The 19,150-nt window shown below is 41.5% G+C and carries 18 protein-coding genes; 13 read left to right on the top strand and 5 right to left on the bottom strand.

Features of this window, described 5'->3' with window-relative positions; all coding sequences use genetic code 11:
* Nucleotides 1–20: 20 nt before the first annotated feature.
* Both EGM47_RS10990 and EGM47_RS10985 read right to left on the bottom strand, forming a co-directional pair.
* Entirely contained in the window at nt 21–500 is a 480-nt protein-coding gene (locus EGM47_RS10990) for a CIA30 family protein (protein ID WP_124980875.1), read from the bottom strand.
* An 86-nt stretch (nt 501–586) separates the two neighbouring features.
* On the bottom strand, nt 587–2,155 hold the full coding sequence (locus tag EGM47_RS10985; RefSeq protein WP_124980874.1) for an ABC transporter substrate-binding protein: 1,569 nt from the start codon (nt 2,153–2,155) through the stop codon (nt 587–589).
* Nucleotides 2,156–2,403: 248 nt separating this feature from the next.
* Here EGM47_RS10985 and EGM47_RS10980 point away from each other — a divergent pair, with 248 nt between their 5' ends.
* Nucleotides 2,404–3,345: a glycoside hydrolase family 16 protein gene (locus tag EGM47_RS10980; RefSeq protein WP_124980873.1), complete on the top strand. Its 942-nt coding sequence runs from the start codon at nt 2,404–2,406 to the stop codon at nt 3,343–3,345.
* Between the two features lie 201 nt (nt 3,346–3,546).
* Here EGM47_RS10980 and EGM47_RS10975 read toward each other — a convergent pair whose 3' ends face one another.
* Nucleotides 3,547–4,524 carry a Gfo/Idh/MocA family protein gene (locus EGM47_RS10975; protein WP_124980872.1) on the bottom strand — a complete coding sequence of 326 codons (978 nt, stop codon included), beginning with the start codon at nt 4,522–4,524 and terminating at the stop codon, nt 3,547–3,549.
* A 217-nt stretch (nt 4,525–4,741) separates the two neighbouring features.
* On the opposite strand from EGM47_RS10975, the gene EGM47_RS10970 reads away from it, so the two are divergent.
* Both EGM47_RS10970 and EGM47_RS10965 read left to right on the top strand, forming a co-directional pair.
* The gene (locus EGM47_RS10970; RefSeq protein ID WP_124980871.1) at nt 4,742–5,149 is read left to right on the top strand and encodes a DUF2141 domain-containing protein; all 408 of its coding nucleotides are present in this window, start codon (nt 4,742–4,744) and stop codon (nt 5,147–5,149) included.
* A 172-nt stretch (nt 5,150–5,321) separates the two neighbouring features.
* The gene (locus tag EGM47_RS10965) at nt 5,322–6,236 is read left to right on the top strand and encodes a TIGR01777 family oxidoreductase (RefSeq protein WP_124980870.1); all 915 of its coding nucleotides are present in this window, start codon (nt 5,322–5,324) and stop codon (nt 6,234–6,236) included.
* On the opposite strand, the gene EGM47_RS10960 is transcribed toward EGM47_RS10965, so the two are convergent.
* Both EGM47_RS10960 and EGM47_RS10955 read right to left on the bottom strand, forming a co-directional pair.
* Complete coding sequence (locus tag EGM47_RS10960) at nt 6,237–7,028, bottom strand: hypothetical protein (RefSeq protein ID WP_124980869.1); 792 nt, start codon at nt 7,026–7,028, stop codon at nt 6,237–6,239.
* 99 nt (nt 7,029–7,127) lie between these two features.
* Nucleotides 7,128–7,793: a YceI family protein gene (locus tag EGM47_RS10955; RefSeq protein WP_124980868.1), complete on the bottom strand. Its 666-nt coding sequence runs from the start codon at nt 7,791–7,793 to the stop codon at nt 7,128–7,130.
* A gap of 280 nt (nt 7,794–8,073) precedes the next feature.
* Here EGM47_RS10955 and EGM47_RS10950 point away from each other — a divergent pair, with 280 nt between their 5' ends.
* The 10 genes from EGM47_RS10950 to EGM47_RS10905 all read left to right on the top strand — a co-directional run bounded on the left by EGM47_RS10950 (nt 8,074) and on the right by EGM47_RS10905 (nt 18,903).
* Nucleotides 8,074–8,658, top strand: a complete 585-nt coding sequence (locus EGM47_RS10950; protein ID WP_124980867.1) for a nucleotide exchange factor GrpE — start codon at nt 8,074–8,076, stop codon at nt 8,656–8,658.
* A 1-nt stretch (nt 8,659) separates the two neighbouring features.
* Nucleotides 8,660–9,778, top strand: coding sequence for a molecular chaperone DnaJ (dnaJ, locus tag EGM47_RS10945; RefSeq protein ID WP_124980866.1), 1,119 nt, complete (start codon nt 8,660–8,662; stop codon nt 9,776–9,778).
* 258 nt (nt 9,779–10,036) lie between these two features.
* Nucleotides 10,037–10,966 carry an ABC transporter ATP-binding protein gene (locus tag EGM47_RS10940; RefSeq protein WP_124980865.1) on the top strand — a complete coding sequence of 310 codons (930 nt, stop codon included), beginning with the start codon at nt 10,037–10,039 and terminating at the stop codon, nt 10,964–10,966.
* The gene (locus tag EGM47_RS10935; RefSeq protein ID WP_164510860.1) at nt 10,959–12,254 is read left to right on the top strand and encodes an ABC transporter permease; all 1,296 of its coding nucleotides are present in this window, start codon (nt 10,959–10,961) and stop codon (nt 12,252–12,254) included. The genes EGM47_RS10940 and EGM47_RS10935 overlap by 8 nt, the downstream gene beginning before the upstream one ends.
* The gene (locus EGM47_RS10930) at nt 12,254–13,186 is read left to right on the top strand and encodes a mechanosensitive ion channel family protein (protein WP_124980864.1); all 933 of its coding nucleotides are present in this window, start codon (nt 12,254–12,256) and stop codon (nt 13,184–13,186) included. Before EGM47_RS10935 ends, EGM47_RS10930 begins: the two co-directional genes overlap by 1 nt.
* 3 nt (nt 13,187–13,189) lie before the next feature.
* Entirely contained in the window at nt 13,190–14,071 is an 882-nt protein-coding gene (locus EGM47_RS10925) for a DUF6268 family outer membrane beta-barrel protein (protein WP_124980863.1), read from the top strand.
* Nucleotides 14,071–15,234, top strand: a complete 1,164-nt coding sequence (locus EGM47_RS10920; RefSeq protein ID WP_124980862.1) for a sigma-54-dependent transcriptional regulator — start codon at nt 14,071–14,073, stop codon at nt 15,232–15,234. Before EGM47_RS10925 ends, EGM47_RS10920 begins: the two co-directional genes overlap by 1 nt.
* Complete coding sequence (locus EGM47_RS10915) at nt 15,234–16,115, top strand: PPK2 family polyphosphate kinase (RefSeq protein ID WP_124980861.1); 882 nt, start codon at nt 15,234–15,236, stop codon at nt 16,113–16,115. Before EGM47_RS10920 ends, EGM47_RS10915 begins: the two co-directional genes overlap by 1 nt.
* Entirely contained in the window at nt 16,108–17,508 is a 1,401-nt protein-coding gene (locus EGM47_RS10910) for a M20/M25/M40 family metallo-hydrolase (protein ID WP_124980860.1), read from the top strand. The genes EGM47_RS10915 and EGM47_RS10910 overlap by 8 nt, the downstream gene beginning before the upstream one ends.
* Before the next feature lie 48 nt (nt 17,509–17,556).
* Entirely contained in the window at nt 17,557–18,903 is a 1,347-nt protein-coding gene (locus EGM47_RS10905; RefSeq protein WP_124980859.1) for an MATE family efflux transporter, read from the top strand.
* The last annotated feature ends 247 nt before the right edge of the window (nt 18,904–19,150 follow it).

Genomic DNA, 19,150 nt, shown 5'->3' with positions numbered 1-19,150 from the left:
GTCCGATATGGGCGGTTTTTTTATTCCATGCGGATTTGATCAATCATTAATTGAAAAGATTGATCTTTTTTGTTGCCAATCAATATGCCTAGCTCTTCAAAAGCATCTTCCTCAAAATCCGTCATACTCAATTTTCTTCCCCTGAATTGCGGAGATAATTCGCTGAGCGGAATCGTAATGCTTTCCCACTTGCCTGAGGTGTCAAAATCATAGACATAAGAATGGCGATCACTTTTTTGATGCTTGAGGCGAAATTGATAAGTGGAGCCGTCCCCTTTTATTTTCAGAATGATGTGGGTGAAACCTTCCGTTTTTATATGGCCAGCATCAAAACGCACAGAGGCAAATCCGCCATTATTGGCTGTAGAAACATTTCCAGTAAATAGGGCATGTCCCTCCTCATTGAGCTCAAATCTGCTGGACGAAATGCCTCCCATCACGGTATCGTTGACGGTGTACCATTTACCCAGATCACTGGCTGAATCGAAGTTAAAAATCATAGTTATTGCCGGCAACCCCATACCTACCATCATTAAAATTAGTCTATACATATAGGACTAGTCCAGTTACCAAGGAGCAGCTTACATTAATTTTTGTAAACTCTTGTTAAGTCTAACATATTGACCGGATTACTTTCCAAGCCTTTGACATTCTTTGAGATAAAACGGACACTCTGATCGTAGTAGAGAGGGATGATAGGTGCTTCAGCTATAATCAAACTATCCATGGCGACATACAAAGATTGTCTGATGGAATCATTTGTGGTGCTGAGTGAGGTTTCATACCATTGATCATATTGTTTTTTACTGAAGTGTGTATAATTAGAACCCTTAGGGGAAAAATTATCGGAATAGAATAAGGCCAGATAGTTTTCGGCATCAGGATAATCGGCTATCCAGCTACTTCTAAAGACATCCAATTGCCCCACCTTTCTTGCTTGACGTAAAGTCGACGGTGTCATGACCTCAATTTCTACTGTGATTCCTATCTTTTGCCATTCTTTTTGGATGTACTCACATAAATCCAGGTAATTGGCTCCTGTACTGATGGTAATGCTGGGGTTCTGATCGCCAGTTTCTTCTTTGTATTGAGTGACCAGTTCCCTGGCTAGTTTTGGATCATACGTATAACCTTGCACAATACCACCGCCTGGCAATCCTTGCGGAATAAAACCATGCACCGCCGGAGTGCCGATGTTGTTGCGCAGATATTTGATCATCTTATCTCGATCAAAGCCCAAGTTCATGGCTTTTCGCAAATTAGGGTTTTGAAGTTCCTGGACAGGATTGTCAATTTTTATACCCAGGTATTCTGTATTGAGATAAGGTGCTTTTACCAGATCGATGCTGTGGATGTATTTCTCCTTCAGATTTCCAGTGGTCGTAAGTAATTCGTCTTTATAGCTAGGATCTATGGCATTGATAAAATCCAGATTACCTTGAGCAAACTCTAAAAATTCGCTCTGCTTGTCATTCTTAAAACTGATAGCTACGGCTTCCAGGTAGGGCAATGAATTCCCTCCTGCATCGGTTTCCCAGTACGATTGATTTTGCCTCAACACCATTTTGACATTTTCTTCCCAGCGTTTCAGGTAAAATGGTCCTGTGCCTATGGGTTGATTGCGTAATTCAGTGCCGCTTCCCTCTGGAACCACACTGCAATACTTCATACTCAGCATGCCCAAAAAAGCAGGGAAAGGTTGGTCTAAACTTATTTGTATTTGGTAATCATCCACTATCTCAATGTCATTTACTCGTTCCAAGACCCAAGCTCCTGGTGAAGCTAATTGCGGATCACGCAGCCTTTCCAACGAGTATTTGACATCTGCAGATGTAAGTTCAGGTGCTTGCTGGCCTGCTCGATTGAAATAAATTCCTTTTTTGAGTTGGAAGTTATACTGAAGCCCATCTGGCGAAACCTCCCACTCTGTAGCCAAATCTGGTACTACTTTCATCTGGTTGTCCAATTGAACCAATCCGTTATAAATAAGATTACAAGCCCAAATATTGCGCTGGTCTTTGGAAAAGGCAGGGTCCAAACTGGTGATGTTGGCATGTTCGTTATACCTAAAAACTGTGCTATCATCTATTTTCTTAGTCTGATCAGCACAGGACCAACAAATACTCAGAATAAGGATCCAATACAATTTATTCATCTGGTAAATATATCAATTGGCGGTCAGGTAATGGTTTGAAACCATAACAATTCTGGAAAATTCAATAGTGGATGTACTTGGTAAAATCAATGAAGGAAATGACAGATTTGCGTAGTAATTTCCCACATGGGGCCTCGACTAATTCGCTAAGTTTTCTGATCTTTACTATCAAGGAATCCACAGTTTTACTTGTACTAATTCTGAAGATCGTAATTTTTAATGGATGATTTTAAATAAAACGAATTGTTATGCATAAGATGTGGTTAGGATTATTAAGTCTTATTTTATTTATCGGGTGTGATACATCACCTGATTTTGCCAGAGAAACACCCGATGACGGCTCCCAAACTATAGATCCTGCAGATTTTGTCAATGTAGGGAATCAGAACGGATTACCTGATTTTACAGCAGTGGGAGGAATCAATCGTACCGAGGCACCTGCGGGTTGGCAATTGGAATGGAGCGAGGAGTTTGAAACAGGACTGGATCTTTGGAGTTCTTGGGAAGGTGGCGCGTTCAATAATGAGTTACAACTTTACCAAATGGAAAACATCGCCACAAGAGCAGGTGTTCTTTATTTAAGAAGTAAACGAGAAGCCGCTACTGGGGATGTCACTCCATTTGATAATACCCAGCGTAGTTTCAATTTTACTAGCGGCCGATTGACAACCAATCGCACTTTTGGTCCGCAAGCATTTGCCAACGGAGTAGTAAGGTTTGCAGCTCGGGTGAAGTTGCCGGCGGGTGAAGGTCTTTGGCCTGCTTTCTGGAGTTTTGGCGATCCTTGGCCTACGCAGGGCGAAATTGATATCCTCGAATTTAGAGGAAATGCTACAGATCAATATGTCACCAATATCTTTTACGGTGACACGGCGGGAACACCATTGACCAACAGTGCAACCTTGACGTCCAACAATATGATAGGAGAAGATATTACCACAGAATGGCACATCTTTGAATTGATCTGGAGTCAAAACGAACTAGAAATGTTATTTGACGGCAGCACAGTTAAAACCTATACAGATGCTGATAGTCAATACATAGATGATATGTTTGACAAACAACAGAATATCATTCTGAACCTGGCTATCGGTGGTGATTTTTTCAATGGTCAAAATCTGGATGAAAATAACATACCCAATGAAGCTTTTTATGGAATCGACTGGGTAAGAGTATATACACAACAATAAAAATTTGAGTCAGCCAGAAGATGAAAGGTCAATCGTATTTTACGGTTGATCTTTTGTTTTTTACCTCACCCAATAGTAAATATAGACTCGGGGGGGCATTGGATTAAAAACTTAGTCCTAGACAGCAATACATATGCATTAAAACAGGTCTTTTTCCATGCACTCCGTTCAAGTATCAGCTGGCCAGGGTGGCAGACGATTTTAACTATCTGCTGGGTAAGTAAGTCCTATAATGTTTCGGATGTCATCCAATGTTTCCATCAATTGCCGACTATTCTCCAGAGAATGAAGATGACTAGCAGTTGCTCCATTATTTATGGCATCACGCACTTCCACAATCTCATGCACATATCCTTGTCCAGAATAGGGTAGGTCAAAGACCTGCTCTGTACCATCCTTTAATTGAAGACTAATTTTCTGGGTGTGATGAAATCTGGAGTGTAACTTAATTTGGCCAAGTTCGCCATAGAATATAGCTTCTGTTGGGGTATTGGAGATGAGGGAGGAATGCAATATGCCTATAGCACCCTTTTGATAAGTGGTCAGTATGGCACATTGCAGGTCAATACCAGTCTGCGAAAGTTGAGCACTAGCTTTGATATCAATTGGTTTTCCTAACACCAGTTGCCCTAAATAAATCGGATAAATACCAATGTCCAGCAACGATCCACCGCCTAGAGAAGGATGGATAACCCTGTCATTTGGATTTTGAGGAGCACGGAACCCAAAATCTGCCTGAAAGTTTGTGATTTTCCCGATGACCTGTTGATCCAAAAGTTCCAATAACTTATGGGTGGCAGGAATAAATCTGGTCCACATGGCTTCCATGAGAAAAACTTGTTGTTCCTGGGCTAAGCAAATCATTTCTTCCACTTGTTGCGAATTCATCCCCAGCGGTTTTTCACATAGCACTCCTTTACCAGCCTTCAAGCACATCATACTGTATTCATAATGAAATACATGAGGCGTTGCCACGTAAACGACATCTACCTCAGGATCCTGAATCAGGGCTGTATAATTATCATAATAAATTGTTGCGGCATGTTTTTCGGCAAATTCCTTGGCCTTTGACATACTGCGCGATCCCACGGCATATAACTGGCAACCTGTAACCAACGCGAGATCTGATGCAAACTTATGGGCAATTTTTCCCAATCCGAGTATTCCAAACTTTACCATGGCTATTCCAATTAATTAGGCGCTTTAAAATACAAAAAGACATTAGGTGCCCCATCATCCTTCAAGTAGTTATTTCTGTATTTGTGCACAATTTTTATGCAGTAAAGCGAGAAAATTACATTTCAGTAGACACATTTGACGGTTCGGTAGGTTGGATTCCGCTTTCGCGAAAGCGATAACACATATTTGTACCATCAAACAACAAAAACTATATATCATGAAATTTTTATTTACCTCCATTATTCTGTTGATCGCTTCTTTTGCAATGGCTCAAGACACTCACCAACTTACCGTTAAAATTAACAATGCAAAAACTGATGATGGCCATATTGTCATTTCCCTGAGTACGCAGGATCAGTTTCTCAAAGCTGCAGCCTTTAAAACTGCCAAAGTCGAAATAAAGGAAGGCCAAGCGACAGCTGTATTTGAAGATGTTCCTGTAGGCACTTACGCTGTATTAGTGCTACATGACATGAACGGCAATGGCAGGATGGACTATTCTAATGCTGGAATGCCAGAAGAAGATTACGGCATGAGCAATAATCCAATGAGCTATGGACCACCCACCTGGGGGGACGCTAAATTTGATTTTGAGAAAGATACTGAAATGATTATCAGACTTTAAACTTGAATATCAAAAAGCACTTGCCGCCCCAAGATTAAATATCTGTTGGGCGGTTTTTGTCTGTTTTATTGACCAAGGAATGGAATTGTTTAAAAAATGATCTTCAATAATTACATGTTAATTTGTTACCAACCTGTCCTTCCATCTCATGACCCAAGCTTAACTTAGAGGCATGAAAGTATTGATAACAGGGGCCACTGGTTTAGTAGGCTCTAAGGTAGCAGATCTTTTTAGGCAGCACGGACATCAGGTACACTATTTAAGTACCAGAACAGAAGCCCTGGAAAATCAGCCAGATTATAAGGGATTTCTTTGGGATGTCAAGGAAATGATCATCGACGACTCCTGTATTGAAGGGGTAGATGCGATCATTCACCTGGCTGGAGAAAGCGTATTTCAGCGTTGGACGGATGAGGTGAAAAAAAGAATCATGTCGAGCAGGTTGGATAGCACCCAATTATTGCTCAATCTCTTGGAGCGCAATGACCATCAAGTCAAGCATGTCATTACCGCCAGTGCCGTCGGAATCTATCCAAGCCAGCAAAACGGTGAATCCATGAAGGAGCAGGACGTGCCACCTGCCGACGATTCTTTTTTGGCCGAGGTTTGTCTAGCCTGGGAAAGTATAGGTTTTCAATTTAAGGAATTGGGATTACAACACTCGATTGTGCGCATAGGTATTGTACTGGCTGGGGAAGGCGGTGCTCTGGAACAGATGGCAAAGCCTGTTAAATTATATGCGGGGGCAGGGTTTGGTAATGGTAAAATGTGGCAAAGCTGGATTGCAGTGGACGATTTGGCGGGGATTTTCCTTTACCTGTCAGAAAATCAGCTGGCGGGTGTTTACAATGGTGTTGCACCCCAGCCAGTACGGAACAGAGCTATGATTGAAACTATTGGAAAAGTATTGGGTAAGCCTGTGTTCCTCCCCAATGTACCCAAATTTATGTTGAAGCTCATGCTAGGAGAAATGGCCATCATTGTATTGGGGAGCCAGTACGTAAGTAGCGAGAAAATAGAAAAGGCGGGATACCAATTTAAATATCCCGAATTAGCGCTGGCACTCAATGACTATCTAGAAAGCTAATTAATGTTCCTGATTCCAGGCGTCAGCGTCAGCGTTTTTATTTTTCTTTTGACTGCGTACCACGAGGAAAACAACCAGTGCGATAAGTCCAATAGGAATAAGGATACAGATGGCCATACCAATAAAGGTGCCGATGAAATAGCCTTGTTGATAGGCTGTTGAAGGCTCATCTTTAGAAAACAACCCATCCAGTGGGTTGCAAGTCATATACTGTCCTTCTCCTGTAAATTTTGGTGCAATCGTGATACTGTTAAAGAACAAATCATTTTTCTCTTTGTTGTGAGTAGCTATGGGTTGTACGATGCCAATTTGATATAACTTGTCCCTGACCTGTATCAGACGATAGTCATTGTGATACGTAACTTGATCGTCAATATCGTATTGCTCAAATTCAAAAACACCTTGATAAACTCCTTGATGTATAAAGCGTGAATCATATTTGACCTTCATACCTATTTCTGAATCCTTCCAATCCCTTACAGTTTCAATGTAGTATTCCTTGAGTTCTGCTCTATTACGCAGGCATATCAACTCATCAGTTTCTGCACGATGAACGATGTAGGACATGTCATTTTCTCCATAACCAAACCAATACTCAGAGTGAATACCTTCTTCATCATCACTCATTTCCATAAAATCAGCTGGCAGGCGAATGGATAAAACCGAGTCTATTTCTATCTGTTCATATTCATCAGGAAAGGCTAAATCGTCAGGATTTACTTTATCTTCTTCTTGACCAAGAGCTGTGCAGAGTCCCAGAACCCATAAGCTGATCGATAAATAGTATCTCATGTTGGTTGAATTCACCCCGCTAAAATAAGACTAACAGAAAACCTTGAAAAAAAAATCCCGGTCATTTGACCGGGATTTTAGATGAAGGAAAATTGTTAATTACTTGGTAGCTACCAGGTCAATCGTCAATTTAATATCGTCAGAGATGGCTTTGTCAGCTACGATGTCAGTAAAGTTTTTAGATCCGTATTGGATACCCCAATCCGTTCTGTCGATAGTGAATTCTTCACTTTTCAACATCATTTTGTTGTCTTCATAAGAAACCATAACTGGGAAACTTACGTTTTTAGTTACATCTTTCAAGGTAAGGTTTCCAGATAACTCTGTATTCCCATCCACCTCATTTACTCCAGTTACGACAAATTTTGCCGTAGGGTATTTGGGTGTGTTGAAGAAATCAGTTTCCTTTCCTTCAACGGTTCCTTGCAAGTGACCTTTAAGGTTAGCAGCGGAGTCACCTTCTAAATCAGTCACTTCAATACTACTCATATCAATGACAAACTCACCACTTTCTAGTGTCTCACCATTTACTTTTACCATTCCGCTTTGCAGGGAAATGTTACCAGTGTGGTCCTCAGTTGGCTTAGAACCTACCCACGCGATATTGGATGCCTCTGTGTCTACCGTATAAGTGACAGCTTCCATAGGCGCTTCTGCTACTTCTTGCTCGTCAGTAGCTTCTACTTCATTTTTATTGTCTTTACAAGCTACGGTAAATGCGATAACCGCGGCCATTCCAGTAATTTTTAAAAAATTGCGTTTCATTTGATTAGGATTTATTTGAAGTGCAAAATTAAATGTAGCAACAAACAATATAGTTAAATCTATATTAATTAAAAAGCGGTGACATTTTGACACCAGACGTTTAAATGGCAGTACTTTTGCCCCATCGCGCGTGGAAGTTACGGGCAAAGGGTTTGTAAATCGCTTTCGCGAAAGCGAATAACTTACCGCCCCTAGTAAATGTTGAGGCTGATGTTACAGCACAGGAATACTATCATCCCTTGACACGAAACAATAATTTGTAAAAAGTGAGTCGTAAAAAATGGCAACAGACAAAAACGAAAAAGAGATAAAAGATCAGGAAGCTCCTGAAGTATTAGAGCAAGAGCAACAACAAGACAACGCTCAGGATGACAACGCTCAGGATAAAGAAGAAGTTCAGGAAGAGGACAACAAGTCTGAAACCGAGAAACTACAGGAACAAATACAAGCTGAAAAGGATAAGTACATCCGTTTGTTTGCTGAGTTTGAAAATTTTAAAAGACGTACTGCCAAAGAACGTATAGAGTTATTCAAAACCGCCGGTGAAGGGGTTTTAAAGGACATGCTGCCCGTATTGGACGATTTTGATCGTGCGATGGTAGAGATCAAAAAGTCTGAGGATGACACGCTGACCAGTGGAGTAGAGCTGATTTCTAATAAATTGCGTAATACGCTGGTAGGCAAGGGGCTTGAACAAGTGGAAGTGAAGGCTGGAGATACATTTGATGCAGATGTTCATGAAGCTATTACCCAAATACCAGCACCCACTGACGATATGAAAGGGAAGATTGTGGATGTAATTGAAAAAGGATATAAACTGGGTGACAAGATTATTCGTTACCCCAAAGTAGTCATAGGACAATAGGATGGCAGATTTTTATGAGATATTGGGCGTTTCAAAAAGCGCTTCGGCAGGAGAGATAAAGAAGGCATATCGTAAAAAAGCCATCGAATTTCACCCTGACAAAAACCCTGGGGATGCCAAGGCAGAGGAAAATTTCAAAAAGGCAGCAGAAGCCTATGAAACGCTAAGCGATCCACAGAAAAAAGCCAGGTACGATCAATTGGGTCACCAGGCATATACTTCTGGTGGCGCTGGCGGTTTCGGTGGAGCTGGTGGCTTTGACATGGAAGATATCTTTAGCCAGTTTGGCGATATCTTTGGTGGAGGAGGTGGTTTTTCCGGATTTGGCGGTTTCGGCGGGCGTGGTCAGCGTAGGGTCAAAGGAAAAGACCTCAGAATCAGGGTGTCACTCACTCTCGAGGAAGCGGCCAATGGTGTCGATAAAAAGGTAAAAGTAAAACGAAAAAAGCAAGCCGCTGGTGTGACCTATAAAACTTGTCCCACCTGTAATGGTTCTGGGCAGGTCACCAAAATTCAGAATACCATACTCGGTCGTATGCAAACCAGTGCACCCTGTAGTACCTGTGGTGGAGCAGGTCAGACCATGGACCACAGACCAGCAGGTGCAGATGCTCAAGGAATGGTGGCTAGTGAAGAGACAGTAACTATTCAAATTCCTGCTGGAGTGGAGAGCGACATGCGACTCAAAGTAAGCGGAAAAGGAAATGAAGCGCCTGGAAACGGTGTGAGCGGTGACCTTTTAGTAGATATTGAAGTAAAGCCGCACGACCATCTTCAAAGGGAAGGTAACAACTTGCATTATGATTTGTATATCAGCCTACCTGAAGCCGTGCTAGGAACATCCAAAGAGATTCAAACCGTGACCGGTAAAGTGCGTATTCCCGTTGAAGCGGGAATCCAAAGTGGTAAAATTTTGAGATTGCGAGGTAAGGGTATGCCTAGCTTAAATGGTTATGGTACTGGAGATCTATTAGTGCATGTAAATGTCTGGACACCAAGGAGCTTAACGAAAGAACAAAAAGATTTTTTCGAAAGCATGAAGAGTGATGTCAACTTTGAACCAGCTCCTGAAAGAGGGGATAAATCCTTCTTCGAAAAAGTAAAAGACATGTTTTCTTAAAGAAAACTTAATGAATTAGAAAAATTTATATATATTTGATTCAACAAGCAATTTCTATTGCTTGTTTATTTTTCTTTTTCATAGCAATTTTTCCCACCTCTTGTTTTTCAAGAGGTGGGTTTTTTTATTTCATATTTTAACCTTGAATGGGGACCCTAAGGTAATATGAGCCGTATTTAGGTAAACGCCTATTAAATTATTCTAAATCACTAGCAATACCTTAGCGATGTTGTTAATTTAGCGGAATTAGCAAGTTTTATGGAATACGCACTGGATGCAGTTGATATCACTAAAAAATATGGAGACTATACTGCTCTTAATAAGGTCAATATCTCTGTACCTAAAGGAAGTGTTTTTGGGTTACTGGGGCCTAATGGAGCCGGTAAAACATCTTTGATTAGAATCATTAATCAAATCACAATCCCAGATACAGGTATGGTTAAACTCCATGGTCAACCATTAGCGCCTCATCACATAGCCGATATCGGATATATGCCAGAGGAAAGAGGCTTGTACAAGTCCATGAAGGTGGGAGAACAATGTATCTATTTAGCACAACTCAAAGGGCTGAGTAAAAGTGAAGCCAAATCCAGACTGCATTACTGGTTCAATAGACTGGATATGGAGGGTTGGTGGAATAAAAAACTACAGGAACTCTCTAAGGGAATGGCCCAAAAAGTGCAGTTCATCGTCACGGTGCTTCACCAACCCAGTTTGCTCATTTTTGACGAACCATTTTCAGGTTTTGACCCGGTGAATGCCAATTTGATCAAAGACGAAATTTTAAAACTCCGTGATGACGGTGCCACAATTATCTTCTCCACCCATAGAATGGAAAGTGTTGAAGAAATGTGCGATCACATTGCCTTGATTCATAAATCTAACCTGGTGTTGGAAGGCAGGCTTAACGATGTGAAACAGCATTTTCGTGATAGAAAGTATGCTGTTTCCTTGATCTGTTCCAATCAGGAAGAAAGCTTTTCTAGAATCCCTGATCATTTTCAACCGATGAAACTGCAACTTTCAGGATTGGACAATACCCTGGATTTTCAGATCCGTATTCCAGAATCTGTGGAGGTTCCACAAGCCTTACATACTTTGACTCAATTGGGAGAATTGACGCATTTCAGCGAAGTCATACCTAGTGTAAACGATATCTTCATTCAAACGGTCGACCAACATGGATAAACTTTGGCTTATTATAAAAAGGGAATACCTAAACAAGGTACGTAACCGCACATTTATCGTCATGACTTTTGTCAGCCCGTTGATTTTTGTAGCGGTGGCTCTATTGATTGGTTGGTTAACGAGTATGAATTCTGATGAGGCCAGAAAAATTGCCATCTTGGACATGACTGGGCAGGACTATGCTGCATTATTTCAGTCCAATGAACGCAATGAATATATCCCACTTGAACAAGTGTCTGAAGAAGCAGCCATCGAAGCCAGTAAGCAAGCCGATTATTATGGTCTGTTGGTGCTAGAAGCCGGACCTCTAGGATTGAAACGTATGTCCTTTTATTCTGACGACTCTCCTTCTTCAGGCTTCTTAGAATCCGTGGAAAATAGAATCAACAAAAAAGCCACGGATAACAGGCTTATTTATGAAGGGATCGATCTTGATGTGCTCAACAAGAGTAGGGTCAATGAGGAATTACAACTACAAAAATTCACTGGAGAGAAAACCAGTAAGGTGTCAGGATGGGTCAAAATCGCAGCTGGTGGTGCTGCAGGTTACCTATTGATGATGTTTATCATCATTTATGGAAATATGACAATGAGGTCCGTGATTGAAGAAAAGACCAATCGGATTATTGAGATTATTGTGAGTAGTGTCCAACCCATTTATCTTATGGTAGGTAAAATTACGGGTACATCTCTGGCCGGGATCACACAATTCTTGATTTGGATTGTGGTTGGAATCATTTTGATGGGTGTATCGACGGTGTTTTTTGGGGTAGACGCCTTCCAGAATCCAGTCAATGCCGAGGCCATGATGCAGGCGCAGGATGCTTCAAAGATCCAATTGATCGCTAATGATATCGCCCAATTACCATTATTGAAATTAGTGGGTTGTTTCCTGATTTACTTTATTGGAGGTTACTTTTTGTATGCCTCCATCTATACAGCCATTGGCGCTGCAGTCGACAATGAGACCGACACCCAACAATTTATGCTGCCGGTAATTTTACCTTTAATGTTGGCTATTTATGTGGGCTTCTTCTCGGTAATGGATAATCCACATGGTACTGTTGCTGTTATCTTCTCATACATCCCATTGACTTCACCCATCGTAATGCTTATGCGCATTCCTTTTGGTGATATCGCTTGGTGGGAAATTGCGACTAGTATGCTGTTACTTTATTTATCTATTATTGGTGTGGCATACCTCGCCGCTAAGATATATCGCATAGGAATCCTGATGTACGGTAAAAAAACGAGTTGGAAAGAACTTTATAAATGGCTTAAATACTGATGGAACTGGATTGGGAACAAATAAAGGAGTTTTTCACTCATCAAATTATTGCGGCAGAGAAAGAAGGTGATTTTCACTTTGACACCTGGATGCTTATTCTAGCAATTGTCGGTATTCTGGTCACTTCACTATTGCTTAGATTCATTAAAAGGTTTGTTACCCGCAAGATGGAATCAGCCGACAAGTTGAAGTTTGAAAGTATATTCAAATTTTTCAACTATGTCGTTTACATCATTGTCATTATCATCATTTTACATACCTCAGGAGTCAACCTGACTGCTTTACTTACCGCCAGTGCGGCCCTGTTCGTAGGGTTGGGTTTTGCCCTTCAGGACTTATTCAAGGATATCATTGCGGGTGTGACCATTTTGATCGATAAGTCTGTATTGGTCAATGACGTCATTGAGGTGAACGATAAGGTAGGAAGGGTTTTTGAAATCAAATTACGCAGCACCAGGATTATGACCAGAGACGATAAGATTCTTATCATTCCTAACCATCTCTTTCTATCAGAGGCTGTTTACAATTACACGCAGAACCACCCTAAGACACGTGAGGTTGTCCATGTGGGAGTGGCGTATGGGAGCGATACTGCCCTGGTGGAAAAATTGCTTAAACAGTGTGCACGCAATCAACGTGGCATAATGAAAAGCCCGGAGCCTTTTGTGATGTTCAACGACTTTGGTGATAGCTCGCTTAACTTTGGGATCTATTTTTTCGTACGCGATAGTTTTACGGATCCCAGGATTAAAAGTGGACTCAGGTTTGCCATTGACAAGGCTTTTAGAGAGAATAATGTGACTATACCATTCCCTCAACGCGATTTACATATTTATCAAAACAAGGCTTTTGAAGTCTCTGCAAAAAACCAAAATGCACAGACGGAGGCAGAAGAGGCAAAGCCTAAATCAACTGATAACTCAGAACAGTAATTTATGAAAATAACGAGATTAATTTTTGTGATGGTTATGTTGTTCGCTTTCGCGAAAGCGGACGCCCAAGGCACTGATCTATTCCGGGCAGAATACACTTACTTTCCCCAAAGAAAATCAGATAACAGCTTTAGAAGGTTCCGCACATTTGCCAATGTTCCTCTTAAGGTGGCCGAAGGCAGTTATATCGTACCATTCTTTGAATACAGGAACGTTCATTTACTGTTCAGAGATGATAGTTCGCTCACCTCCTTTAATACGGATAGATACGAAAGTATAGAAGTTTCATTAGGATACACTTTTCCCATGAAAAACGATTGGCGATTTGGCTCCAGGGGAGGGGTTATTGCGGCTTCCAATTTTGATGCAGGCAGGGCCAAAGGTGATGATTACTTTTTGACCGCCAGTGTATATTTCATCAAAAACAAAAAGGATAGAGAAGATGGAGGTAAGCCTTGGCGTTTAGTTGTGGGAGTACAATATTCCACCACAGCAGGGCGACCTTTTCCCTTACCGTACCTCAATTATTACAGAGAGATCAATGATCAACTCAGTTTTACCCTGGGGGCACCAAAAATGAATCTCAAATACAGTTTTAATGAAAAACACGAGGCACAACTTTATGCCAGATTAGATGGGTTCTATGCCAATATCCAAAATGATGTCCCTACGGCAAATGGTCTTGCAGAAGATGTTTCCATGACTATCGCCATGTACGGACCTGGCTATCAATACAACTTCACCAAACACATTTCAGCATACGTCTATGCAGGCTTTACCTTTATCAATGACATCCGATTAAGGAACGATGCAGGAGATGATGTGTTTACTATTAATGATACCAATACCTTTTACTCAAGGGCTGGTCTAAAATTTAAAATATAATGGCAAACTTACTGATCATTGAAGATGAAAGCGCCATCCGGCGAGTGCTAGTTAAAATCCTGGCCGAAGAAAACAAAGATTATAAGGTAACCGAGGCAGTCGATGGATTGGAAGGCATCGAGCTGGTGAGAGACAATGACTTTGATCTTGTTCTCTGCGATATTAAAATGCCCAAAATGGACGGTGTTGAGGTATTGCAAGCCATGAAAAAAATAAAACCAGAGATACCTGTGGTCATGATTTCTGGTCATGGGGATTTGGATACTGCAGTCAATACGATGAGATTGGGTGCCTTTGACTATATTTCAAAGCCACCCGACTTGAATCGCTTGCTCAATACCGTGCGCAATGCATTAGATCGAAAAACCCTGGTAGTTGAAAACCAACGACTGAAAAAGAAGGTGAGTAAGAATTATGAGATGATTGGCGAGAGCGAACTCATCACCATCATTAAGAACATCATTGAAAAGGTCGCGCCTACAGATGCTAGAGTTCTTATTACCGGACAAAATGGAACTGGAAAGGAGCTTGTGGCGCACTGGCTACACCAAAAAAGTGATCGCTCCAAGGGTCCGTTTATCGAAGTCAATTGTGCCGCAATTCCCAGCGAATTAATTGAAAGCGAACTCTTTGGTCACGTGAAAGGAAGCTTTACCGGAGCCAATAAGGACAGAGCTGGTAAATTTGAGGCGGCTAATGGTGGAACCATATTCCTGGACGAGATTGGAGACATGAGTGCCAATGCACAGGCCAAAGTACTCCGCGCATTACAAGAAAATAAAATTCAACGTGTAGGAAGTGATAAAGACATCAAAGTCGATGTGCGTATACTCGCTGCGACCAATAAAAATTTAAAGCAGGAAATTGAGGATAAAAAGTTTAGGGAAGATCTGTATCACCGACTGGCTGTAATCTTGATCAATGTGCCTTCTTTGAATGAAAGACGGGAGGATATACCTTTATTAGTAGAGCATTTTGCCCATAAAATCGCAAAAGAACAAGGTGTCAACACTAAAAATTTTACCGACAAAGCGATCAAGCAACTCCAGGAATATGATTGGACTGGAAACATTCGCGAATTGCGTAATGTGGTAGAACGTTTGATCATATTGGGAGGCAAGGAAGTAAGTGAGAAGGATGTCCAATCTTTTGCTAGTAAGTGATGAAATACAATGTAAAAAAGCAAGATTTTCAGGCCAGCAAGGATCTTAATTTGGCTGATTGTGCAACATTTCCTGATCAACCCCTGGATAAAAAAGACGCCAAAAAGCAACTGAAAAAAGTGCGTAAAGATCTAGCGGACTTTCAGGCCAGAATGTACGCACATGACCGACACGCTGTTTTGGTTTGCTTTCAGGGAATGGATACCGCTGGAAAAGATAGTTTGATCAGAGAAGTATTTGAAGATTTCAATGTTAGGGGAGTGACTCAACACAGTTTTAAGGTCCCCACTGAGCTTGAAAGATCCCATGGCTATCTTTGGCGTCACTACGTCGCACTTCCCAGTAAAGGTCATTTTGGTATTTTTAATAGGACGCATTACGAAAATGTACTGGTAACTCGAGTACATCCATCTTATCTCCTTGCCGAAAACCTTCCAGATTTCAATGAGCCTGCCGACGCGACGGAGGAGTTTTGGCAGATGAGGTTTGAACAAATCAATAACTTTGAGAAGGAACTGGTCCAAAATGGCACCTTTATCTTTAAATTTTTCCTGCACCTGGGAAAAGAAGAACAAAAAAACAGGCTGCTACGCCGACTCAGACTTCCAGAAAAGAATTGGAAGTTTTCTGCCGGTGACCTCGACGAGCGGAAACTCTGGGATAAGTATCAATTCTGCTATGAGCAGGCCATCAAACATACCAGCAAGGACCATGCTCCCTGGTACGTCATTCCAGCTGATGATAAACCCATGGCCAGACTGATTGTTGCAGAAATTCTCAATCAAAGCTTACAAGAAAAGACTTATATTCAACCACCTAGGTTAGATCAAGATACCTCTAGCCGCATTCATGAATTTATTGACCAATTGGAAAATGAATAAGATATTTCTCTTTGCATTAGCTGTTTCCGCTTTCGCGAAAGCGCAACAAATACCGTCGCCTAAAACTGACTCTTTAATGTTGCGCAGTATATATGATCACAATCTTACCCAGTCCAAGAGTTATGAATGGTTGGATCACCTGTCCAACGAGATTGGTGGTAGACTTTCTGGATCCATCCAAGCTGAACGCGCTGTAGACTACACGACCGCTGAATTAGCAAAATTTGTTGACCGCACAGAAAAGCAATCCGTGATGGTTCCCAAATGGACACGTGGAACTCCTGAATTTGCCTACATCCAACTGGGAAACCTAAATACCATTAATGTAAATGTATGTGCCCTGGGAGGTTCTATCCCTACCCGAGAGGAAGGTATAAAGGCTGAGATAATAGAGGTAAAGTCGCTTGACGAACTAGAAGTGCTTGGAAAAGAACAGATCCAAGGCAAGTTTGTTTTTTATAACCGTCCAATGGATCCCAAAAAAATACAGACGTTTGAGGCCTATGGCGGTTGTGTGGATCAGCGATATAGCGGTGCTAGAGAGGCTGGAAAATATGGTGCTGTTGGCGTGATTGTACGATCTATGAATTTGCGACTGGATGACTTTCCTCATACGGGTTCGATGAGTTATGGTGATCTGCCCATTGAAAACTACATTCCAGCTGCGGCCATTAGCACAAATGATGCAGAAAGGCTTTCCACCTATCTTTCCCTGGATTCTGATATCCAGTTCTATCTGAAACAAGATTGTACTGTGTGGGGAGATGTGCCCAGTCATAATGTATTTGGAGAAATCAAAGGTTCTAAATATCCGGATGAGATTATCGTCGTGGGAGGGCATTTGGATTCATGGGACCTGGGAGATGGTAGCCATGATGATGGTGCAGGAGTTGTTCAGTCTATGCAGGTGCTTCATACGCTCAAAGAATTGGGATACAGACCCCAGCGTACGATAAGGGTAGTCCTGTTTATGAACGAGGAAAATGGATTAAAAGGAGCCAAAGAATATGCCAGGCAAGCAGCTTTAAAAAAGGAGCAACACATTTTTGCCCTGGAAAGCGATGCTGGTGGTTTTACGCCAAGAGGTTTCAGTTTTGATGCCAGCGATGAACAAATGGCTTTGATCAATTCGTGGCGGAATCTTTTTAAACCTTACCTGATTCATTACTTTGAACAAGGAGGTAGCGGGGCAGACGTAGGACCCTTAAAGGAGCAGGGAACGGTCGTAGCTGGTTTAAGACCTGATTCTCAGCGTTATTTTGATTTTCATCATGCTGCTAATGATACTTTTGAAGCTGTCAACAAGCGCGAACTCCAATTGGGCGCAGCCACCATGACTAGTCTAATCTATCTGATTGATAAGTACGGTACCCTAAAAAAAACACTGGATTAAGTATTCAAGAGATCTTCTCTCAGTTATTTTTGTGTTTTTTACACTTGTATGTCTTTCCAGCAGTACGCTAAAGAATTTCCTAAAAACCTAAAAATTGCCGTTCCCATTATGTTGGGACAAATGGCGCATTTATTGGTCGCACTGGCCGACAATATCATGGTAGGGAAGTTAGGAGCAGCACAATTGGCTGCCGTTTCCTTGGGAAATACCTTGGTATTTATTGCTTTGTCAATCGGGATAGGATTTTCATTTTCCATTACTCCCTTAATTGCAGAGGCCCATGGTAAAGGAGATCAGACCAGAATCAAGACGATTTTTGATCACGGCATTCTGCTTTGCGTCATCAATGGCAGTTTACTCACCCTACTTCTATTTGCCTCTAAGCCGATTTTATATTATCTGGATCAGCCACCAGAAGTTGTAGCCCTCGCTATTCCTTACATGGAATGGGTAGCCATATCGCTGATTCCACTGATGTTTTTCCAAGCCATTAAACAATTCGCCGACGGATTATCCAAAACCTTTTTTCCCATGTTGGCTTCTATCTTGGCTAATGTGGTTAATGTATTGGTGAATTACCTTCTGATTTATGGAGCATGGGGATTCCCGCGCCTGGAAGTAGAAGGAGCAGCCATAGGTACATTGGTCAGCAGGGTGTTGATGGTCGTTCTAATCATGATGATGCTGGCCTGGCATCCCTTCTTCAAAACCTACTTCCAGTACTTTAGGATACATTCTATTGAAACCATCAAAAAATTGACAGGCCTAGGTTTTCCTACAGCATTTCAAATGTTTTTTGAAGTTGCCCTATTCACGGCTGCGATATTTCTGTCAGGTGTATTAGGCACAGAAAGCCAAGCGGCAAATCAAATAGCCCTTAATTTATCAGCTTTGACCTTTATGGTAGGAGTAGGACTGGGAGTAACGGCTACAATTAGGGTAGGTAATCAGTTAGGGCTCAATCGACCCATGGATTTACGCCGTATTGCAAGATCTATATTTATTATGACGGTGATAGTAGAAACGGTATTTGCTTTATTTTTCATCAGCTTCAATGATTTTCTTCCTTACATTTATATACAGGATGAGGTGGTGGTTGCCTTGGCGGCAGAACTTTTACTAGTGGCTGCTGTTTTTCAACTGAGCGATGGGCTTCAAGTTGTACTGCTAGGTGCCTTGCGTGGCTTTCAGGATGTTTGGATGCCTTTACTGATCTGTGTGATTTCCTACGCCATGGTTGGTTTTCCAGTGATGTATGGTCTAGGTATATACGGGAATATGGGTGTGACCGGTATATGGATTGGTTTGTTGGCTGGTTTGACTACGTCGGCTGGACTGATGTTTTGGAGGTATAGGGTACTTTCTCACCGTTTAATCTTAGCACCAGGAATTTGATCCTTTCTGTAAGTCTTGCTGTGTATCCATTTCTTTCCACATGTAGATTGATCGCTTTCGCGAAAGTATTGATGCGTGTATTTATTCTAGGGTTTGTTGTGTGGGCTATTGCGGAGTCTGATCAGGTTCTTGAGGGGGAAGGGGTAGTGGCTAAAAAAAACTTTTTGTGTTTGGTATTGGAAATGAGGTAATTGAGAATTGGGTTTAAAAAAACTTTAATTTTTTTGCAGAAAAGTTTGGTTGGAAA

It is taken from the genome of Nonlabens xiamenensis (genome assembly GCF_003865345.1).
GTDB classification, from domain to species: Bacteria; Bacteroidota; Bacteroidia; order Flavobacteriales; family Flavobacteriaceae; genus Nonlabens; species Nonlabens xiamenensis.
This window is presented reverse-complemented; position numbering and strand designations above follow the sequence as displayed.